We start from the raw sequence: 6,685 nt of genomic DNA, 5'->3' as shown, positions 1-6,685 counted from the left end.
CACGCGGCCGGGCCCGTCCGCCGGGCCCGCCCCGCCCTCGCCCGTCGGCCCCCGGCCCGCTCCGCCGTCAGCCCGTCGTCGCATCCGCCGTGAAAGGCACGTACGGGTGCGCGTAGCCGAAGTACCCCGGTCCGGCGAGCGCCAGCCCCTCCGGGGTGCGCCAGCGGGGGTCGCACGGGACGCCCAGGACGCTGACGCGCAGTCCGTAGCGGAGCGATTCCGTCGTCACGGGCTCGCCGCTGTCGCTGTCGAGGACGCAGATCAGGTCGGGCACGCTCACCACGACCTCGCCGTCGCGCACGGCGACGAGGTTCTCGTTCTGGAAGGCCAGCTCCAGCACCGCGCCGCTGTCGTCGCCGAGACCCGTGAGCCGCGCCGAGCCGCGCGCGAAACCGCCCGCCGTGGCGCGCTGGACGTCCGCGACCTTGCCCGTGAACACGCGCCGCCCGCCCAGTACCCCGGCGGCGGACGCCACGGGGTCCTCGTGCCGCTCCCGTGCCTCGCGGATGGTGCGGCCGACCTCCTCGCACAGCGTGAGGGTGCCGTGCACGGTGTGGTCCTTGACCTGGCGGCCGGTCAGCGCGTAGAGCCCGACGGCGGCGCTGCACCCCATCTCGACGGTCAGAGAGCGGGCCAGGCGCTCGGCCCACGCGTTGTCCGGGGTGCGCAGCGCGACGGAGTTGCCTCGCTCGTCGGCGACCGCCATCGGGGACGCCCGCACCCCGCCGAGCGTCGGCAGCAGCATCTGCAACTCGGGGAAGGCGCGGCCCATGCCGTCGGCGTCGATGAGCGGCAGCCCGGTCTCGGCGGCGGCGACGAACGGGATCAGCGAGTTGAGGCCGCCCGCCTCGATCGACAGCGTGTGCGTGGCCGTCCGCCCCGTGAGGGACTCGACCGCGCGCAGCGCCGCCGTGGTCTCGTGCCCCGCGGGGAGCTTCTCCAGCATCACCGTCGGGGCGCCCATGTAGGCGGTGGGGATGGCGTACGCGTCGTCGTCCAGTTCGTCGACGCTCACCAGGCGGACGGGCCCGTGCTTCTTGATGGCCTCCTGGGCGAGCAGGCGGCCCACGAAGGGGTCGCCGCCGCCGCCGGTGCCGAGGACGGCGGCACCGCGCGCGAGGTCGGGCAGGTTCTCGGCGGTGATCTCACGCATCGTGGCCTCCCAGGCTCAGCTCTCCGACGGCCTTGACCCGCACGCGTGTCGCGTTGCCGGGCAGGTAGGCCAGGGGTACTTCCTCGACGTCGACGATCTCGACGGACCCGGGCCTGGCGCCCGCGGCGACCGCCCGGTCCACGGCCTCCTCGCGCGCCGCGTCCATGACCGCGTCGCGCTGCTCGGGCACGACCGAGTACACGCGGTCGACCTCGCCGCCCACCTGCGCGATGGCCGCGCCGATCGCGTTGGCGACGGCGAAGTGCTCGGGGCGCACGACGCGGGAGGCGCCGGCCAGGTCCTCCGGTACGAGGATCGAGCCGCCGCCGACGGCGACGACGGGCACCGGCTCGGCCGAGACCCGCATCCGGTCGACGACCTCCGCGAGGCGCGCGTCGATCTCGGCGAGCGCCGCGTCCACGAACGACCGCTCCAGATGGGCGACGAGCGAGGGGTCACCGACCTCGGCGCGCCCGCCCGCGACCGCGATGTCCGTCGCGGTCAGCCGCGAGCCGCCGAAGACGAGCGCCTCCCGGCCGAGCCGGTAGCCCACGCTCGCGGGCCCGACCGCGGCGCCGGTCCCGTCCCGTACGACGTGGCTGCCGCCGCCGATCCCGAGCGAGAGGACATCGGGCATCCGGAAGTTGATCTGCACGCCCGCCACGGCGACGTCCGCGGACGCCTCGCGCGGGAAGCCGTTCTGGAGGATGCCGACGTCGCTCGTGGTGCCGCCGATGTCGACGACCGCGCAGGAGGGCAGGCGGGAGAGGAACGCCGCGCCGCGCATCGAGTTGGTGGGGCCGGAGGCGAAGGTGGCCACCGGGTAGCGGCGGGCGTAGTCGACGTCCATCAGGGTGCCGTCGTTCTGGCTGAGGAACACCGGCGCGTCGATGCCGGCCTCGGCGACCGTACGGGTCAGGCCGGTGGCGACCTGGTCGGCGAGGTCGCGCAGCGCGGCGTTGACGATCGTGGCGTTCTCGCGGCCGAGCAGTCCCATCCGGCCGATCTCGTGCGACAGGCTCACCGGCGTGCCGGGCAGCTGCTCGGCGATGATCTCGGCGGCGCGGTTCTCGAACTCCCCGTTGACCGGCGAGAACACCGAGGACAGCGCGAAGGAGGTGGCCCCGGCCTCGACCGCCTTGTCGAGCACGGCCCGGAACTCGGCCTCGTCGAACGCGGCGATCTCGCTGCCGTCGTACTCGTGACCGCCCTGGCACAGGTAGCCGTGGCCGCCGACCGCGGCGGCGAGCCGCCCGGGCCAGTCGACCAGCGGCGGCAGGGCGCGGGTGGCGGGCAGCCCGAAGCGGATCGCGGCGGTCGGCGCGAGGCGTTCGCCCTCGACGAGCGCGTTGATGAAGTGCGTCGTGCCGATCATCACGGCGTCGACGGCGGCCGGGTCGAAGCCCGTCGCCTGCCGCAGCTCGCGCAGGGCGGTCACGATGCCGCCCGTGACATCCGCCGTGGTGGACGCCTTCACGGCACCGCGCACGTCGTCGCCGTCGATCAGCACGGCGTCCGTATTGGTGCCGCCGACGTCGATACCCAGTCGCAGCATGGGGGTTCCTTTCTGTGGGGTACGGGGCCGGTCCCCGGGGGCCGCCCGAGGGGTCAGGCGGACCGTTCCGGCAGGGCCGGCGCCCGCGCGGCGAGGGGTGCCTCGCGGAACGTACGGGAGGCGCCGAAGCCCCGCACCAGACCGAGCCGTGCGGCGAGCGCGTACAACACCATCGCCACGACGACCGAGTTGATCGAGGGCAGTCCCCAGTCGACGTACTCGCCGATCAGCGCCGCGATCAGCCAGACGACGAGCGAGGCGGGCACCCAGACCGGCGCGCGCTCGGGGAGCGTGCCCGCAGCGCGGCTGTCGTCCAGGTCGCGGCGCCAGACCCGGGCCACGAAGTACTCGGTGATCATGATCCCGGCGATCGGCGGGAAGAGGACACCGAGCAGGTTCAGGAATCCCGTGAAGCTGTCCAGTACGCCCACCGCGCCGAGGACCGTCCCGAGCAGGCCGATGACGACGGTCACGGGGCCGCGGCCGACGCGCTTGCCGAAGGTCTGGTCGACGAAGTTGACGACGCCGAGCGAGGCGGCGTACAGGTTCCAGTCGTTCACCTTGATCGTCGCCGCGACGATGATGAGCGTGCCGAGGAAGCCGGACGTCGAGGTGACGATCGCGATGACGTCGTTGGTGCGCAGCGCGAGCGCGAGCAGCACACCGATGAGCCCGATGCCGTACTCGCCGACGCTGATGCCCACGACCGTCTGCTTCACGACGTCGCCGGAAGTGCGGTTGAAGCGGCTCATGTCCGGGGTGATGACCGCGCCCACGATGAAGCCGCCCGCCACGATCATGGTGCCTTCCAGCAGCGACAGCGGCGGACCGGCGGGCGAGGCGTGGGTGAGGGCGCCCAGGTCGTGCTTGGACAGCTCCACCGCGATGGACCAGCCGGCCATCGCGAGGAACGCGGGGACCGTCACGTACGCGGCCCACGCCATCGACCCGACCCCGTAGACGACGATCGCCGTGATGACGACCCCGCACACCAGCGACCAGCCCCAGGCGGGCAGGCCGCCGACGAGATCGACGAGGCCGTCGGCCGAGACCGCGTTCTGGATGCCGAACCAGCCGATCGCGCTGATCGCGATGGCGAGCCCGATCAGCGAGGCGCCGCCCGCGCCGAAGCCGGTCCAGCGGGCGAGCACCGAGGTCGACAGTCCCTCGCGCTGGCCGATCATGCCGGTGAAGACCGTCATGACCTCCAGCACGACGGCGCCGAGCGTGATCGCGAGGACCGCTTTCCAGAAGGTCATGCCGAAGCCGAGGGTCGCGCCGATGAGGAAGCTCGCCAGCGTGCTGAGCTGCCCGAACCGCTGCGTGGCCACCGAGAACCAGTGGTAGCGCGCCGCGGCGGGGACCCGGGCGAGCGCGTGGTCGTCGTGCCCGGTCGAGGAGGACGCCATGAGGACTCCAGGGAGCGGTGGGGAGCGGGGGACGGGTGGGGGGCGTGGGGGTGAAGCGGGGCGGGCGGTGGCGGTGGGGCGGCGGCGGGGGGTGGTTGCCGTGAGGCTAGGCGCCGGGGGACGGGCGGTCATCGTGCGGAGTGCACTGTGCTGCGGGCGGGGGTGGGCACAGTGCCCAGTGGGGTAAGGCGTGGGGTACGGCGTGGGGTTCGGCTGGGGTTCGCGGCCGTGCTTCGCGCACACCCGGTGGCGGCGGGCAGGGCGGAACGCACCTTGTCGGTGCCGGGAGCGGCGGACAACCTGGGCGCACCTTGACCCCGCCGCCCTGGAGGCGTTGTGCAGCTCACGGTCGTCCTGCCTGTCATCACCGACGCGTTCACCGAGTCCGTCCGCGCGGAAGTGGCCCACTGGGCCGCCCCGGACACCCGGATCGACGTGCGCCGCATCACCCGCGGCACCGCGTCCATCGAGTCCGAGTACGACGAGGCCCTCGCCGGGCCCGGCATCCTCGACGCGGTCCGGGACGCCGCCGCATCCGGCGCCGACGCCGTCTTCGTCAGCTGCTTCGCCGATCCCGCCGTGCACGCCGCCCGCGAGATCGTCGACATCCCCGTCGTCGGCGGCTTCGAGCCCGCCGCCCTCACCTCCCTCTCGCTCGGCGAGAAGGCGGGCGTCGTCACGGTCCTGCCGAACGTCCTGCCCATGCTCCGCGGCCTGATCCGCCGGTACGGCCTGACGGAGCGCTTCGGCCCGATCCGCGTCGTCGACCTGCCGGTACTCGGCCTCGACGACCACGACCGGCTCCTGGACGCGCTCACCGCGCAGGCCCGCGCGGCGCTCGCCGCCGACGAGGCCGACGTCGTCGTCCTGGGCTGCACGGGCATGCTCGGCGTCGCCGCGGAACTCCAGCGCCGCCTCGCCGAGGACGGCACCTACGTCCCGGTCGTCGACCCGACCGGCGCGGCCGTCACCTGGCTGGAGTCCCAGGTCCGCCTCGGCGTCCGCCCCAGCCGCCGCACGTACATGGCGCCGCCGGCGAAGACGCGGGAGGGGTGAGGGGGGGCGGTTGGGGTGTGGCGCGGGGCGGGGGCGGTCTGCGCGGGGTAGGGCCGTCTCGCGCGGGGCGGTGGCGTTCCGCGTACGGGCGGGGGCGCCCCGCGTGCGGTCGGGGCGCGCACGGGTAGGGGTGGGGCGCGCGCGGGTACCGTGACCGGCCGGCCGGTCCGTCCGCAGCCCCGTACCGCGCTGTCCCGTACGTCTCGTCTCCAGGAGGAGTACCCGCATGGCCCTCGACATTTCCGCCGTACGTGCCGCCGTTCCGGCGCTCGCCGCCGGTACCGCCCGCTTCGACGCGCCCGGCGGGACGCAGACGCCGCGGCCGGTGATCGACGCGATAGCCGAAGCGCTCGGCGCGCCGCTGGCCAACCGGGGCACCACGACCGAGGGCGAGCGCCGGGCCGAGACGCTCGTCGCCGAGGCCCGCTCCGCGCTCGCCGACCTGCTCGGCACGGTGCCCCGGGGCACCGTCTTCGGGCGCAGCTCCACGCAGCTCGCCTACGAGCTGTCCCGCACGCTCGCCAAGACCTGGGCGCCCGGCGACGAGATCGTGGTCAGCCGTCTCGACCACGACTCGAACATCCGCCCCTGGGCGCAAGCCGCCGAAGCGCGCGGAGCCACCGTCCGCTGGGCCGAATTCGATCCGGAGACCGGCGAGTTGAGCCCGCAGAGCGTGGCGGCGGTGCTCTCCCCGCGCACGCGTCTTGTCGCGTTCACGGCCGCGTCCAACCTGATCGGCACCCGCCCCGACGTCGCGGCCGTCGCCCGCCTCGCGCACGAGGCCGGCGCGCACGTCCACGTCGACGCCGTGCACTCCGCCTCGCACGCCTTCACCGACCTCGACGCGCTCGGCGCGGACACGCTCGTCTGCTCGCCGTACAAGTTCCTCGGCCCGCACCTCGGCGTCCTCGCGAGCCGCCCCGAACTCCTGGAGGGCCTCCACCCGGACAAGCTCCTGCCCTCGACGGACGCGGTGCCCGAGCGTTTCGAACTGGGCACGCTGCCGTACGAGTTGCTGGCCGGGGCCCGCGCGGCCGTCGACTTCCTCGCGGGCCTGGCCCCCGGCCCCGCGACCGGGACGCGCCGGGAGCGGCTGGCGCGGGCCTTCGCCGCCGTGGAGGAGCACGAGGACGGGCTCCGTACCCGCATCGAGACGGCGCTGACCGCGCTGCCCGGCGTCACGGTGTACTCGCGCGCCGCGCGGCGCACCCCGACCCTGCTCTTCACCATGGCCCACCGCGGCCCGGCGGAGATCTCCCGCGCCCTCGCGGACCGCGGCATCGACGCGCCCGCCGGTTCCTTCTACGCCGTGGAAGCCGCCCGGGTGCTCGGTCTCGGCACCGAGGGAGGCGTACGTCTCGGCCTGGCGCCGTACAACAACGACGAGGACGTGGACCGGCTGGTGGCCGCGCTGGCGGAGCTGGTCGCGTGACGCGCGGGCGGTGAACGGGGGCGCGGCAGGCGTACGCGCCGCCGCTCGGTACGTGCTGGGGCGGGCGGGGCGGTCCGGCG

The 6,685-nt window shown here is 74.5% G+C and carries 5 protein-coding genes; 2 read left to right on the top strand and 3 right to left on the bottom strand.

Annotation, left to right across the window (positions count from 1 at the left end):
* Positions 1 to 67 precede the first annotated feature (67 nt).
* Genes G3I42_RS17285 through G3I42_RS17275 form a run of 3 tightly spaced genes read right to left on the bottom strand, consistent with a single transcriptional unit; the run spans position 68 to position 4,117 of the window.
* Positions 68 to 1,153 carry a DUF917 domain-containing protein gene (locus tag G3I42_RS17285; protein ID WP_164286978.1) on the bottom strand — a complete coding sequence of 362 codons (1,086 nt, stop codon included), beginning with the start codon at positions 1,151 to 1,153 and terminating at the stop codon, positions 68 to 70.
* Positions 1,146 to 2,708: a hydantoinase/oxoprolinase family protein gene (locus G3I42_RS17280; RefSeq protein ID WP_239096512.1), complete on the bottom strand. Its 1,563-nt coding sequence runs from the start codon at positions 2,706 to 2,708 to the stop codon at positions 1,146 to 1,148. Before G3I42_RS17280 ends, G3I42_RS17285 begins: the two co-directional genes overlap by 8 nt.
* A 53-nt stretch (positions 2,709 to 2,761) precedes the next feature.
* Entirely contained in the window at positions 2,762 to 4,117 is a 1,356-nt protein-coding gene (locus tag G3I42_RS17275; RefSeq protein WP_164286976.1) for a cytosine permease, read from the bottom strand.
* Between the two features lie 336 nt (positions 4,118 to 4,453).
* Here G3I42_RS17275 and G3I42_RS17270 point away from each other — a divergent pair, with 336 nt between their 5' ends.
* Together G3I42_RS17270 and G3I42_RS17265 are read left to right on the top strand one after the other, a co-directional pair.
* Entirely contained in the window at positions 4,454 to 5,173 is a 720-nt protein-coding gene (locus G3I42_RS17270) for an aspartate/glutamate racemase family protein (protein ID WP_164286974.1), read from the top strand.
* Positions 5,174 to 5,399: 226 nt separating this feature from the next.
* On the top strand, positions 5,400 to 6,605 hold the full coding sequence (locus G3I42_RS17265; RefSeq protein ID WP_164286972.1) for a cysteine desulfurase-like protein: 1,206 nt from the start codon (positions 5,400 to 5,402) through the stop codon (positions 6,603 to 6,605).
* Positions 6,606 to 6,685 lie beyond the last annotated feature (80 nt).

Source organism: Streptomyces sp. SID11385 (genome assembly GCF_010548245.1).
Lineage (GTDB): Bacteria > Actinomycetota > Actinomycetes > Streptomycetales > Streptomycetaceae > Streptomyces.
This window is presented reverse-complemented; position numbering and strand designations above follow the sequence as displayed.